Annotated in this window: 2 protein-coding genes; both read left to right on the top strand. The window is 27.7% G+C overall.

What is annotated here, in order from left to right; genetic code table 11:
- A partial coding sequence (locus J3U63_RS13220; RefSeq protein ID WP_267371854.1) for a hypothetical protein occupies positions 1–248 on the top strand: 248 nt, incomplete at its 5' end.
- A gap of 113 nt (positions 249–361) precedes the next feature.
- A partial coding sequence (locus tag J3U63_RS13225) for a hypothetical protein (RefSeq protein WP_267371855.1) occupies positions 362–779 on the top strand: 418 nt, incomplete at its 3' end.

Genomic DNA, 779 nt, shown 5'->3' on the forward strand with positions numbered 1-779 from the left:
ACATTGATGCCTTATTAGCGATGATAACAAGAACAGAAGTTGAAGATGACTATGATCCAGATGAAGATGATTACAATAACCCTAATATTCCTTTTCCAGATGATAGCTTAGATTCTTTTATAGAATATCCTAAATCAATTTCAATAACGCCTGAAAACAGACGTGCTATTTATTTAAAAAAAATGGAGCTTTCTGAAAAAGGGCGCGAAGTTCTCGCTAAATTACGAGAGCAGGGGGTAATAATCTAATAGATAAATTCAAATCAAACAGAAGTAACTATTATATTATCTAAAGGTGAAAAAGGACTTATGGAAATTGCTGCGCACAGTGGTAAAGGCGTTAGGTTTGGAGGCTATATACGATGTCTAAAGAATTGAGAACCCAATTTGAAAAAGAATTACAAATTTTCTTAAAAGATAAATTAAAATCATATCCTTATATTAAAGTTAATAGGAATAAAATTATTTTAGACAATAAAAAAGGAGCTAAGGCAAATATATTTCTTGAATTTTTTAACAAAGGTTATGAATATGTATTCTATATGCATGTATATTCAGCTGAAATCAAACATTTTATTAATAACATTTCACCTCCTTATCGTACAAATTTACAAAATGAAATTATGGTTTATAGTTCACATTATTTTGATGAAGAAAAAACTGATACAATTTTATTACCCAAAACAGAAAGTGGAAAAAAAAATATTTTTGATGCAATACTTAAAATATTGAATACCATCTATCTTGAAAGAGCCTATAATCTTATCGAAGTAAATAAAA

This window comes from Gilliamella sp. B2838, from assembly GCF_026536185.1.
Classification (GTDB): Bacteria; Pseudomonadota; Gammaproteobacteria; order Enterobacterales; family Orbaceae; genus Gilliamella.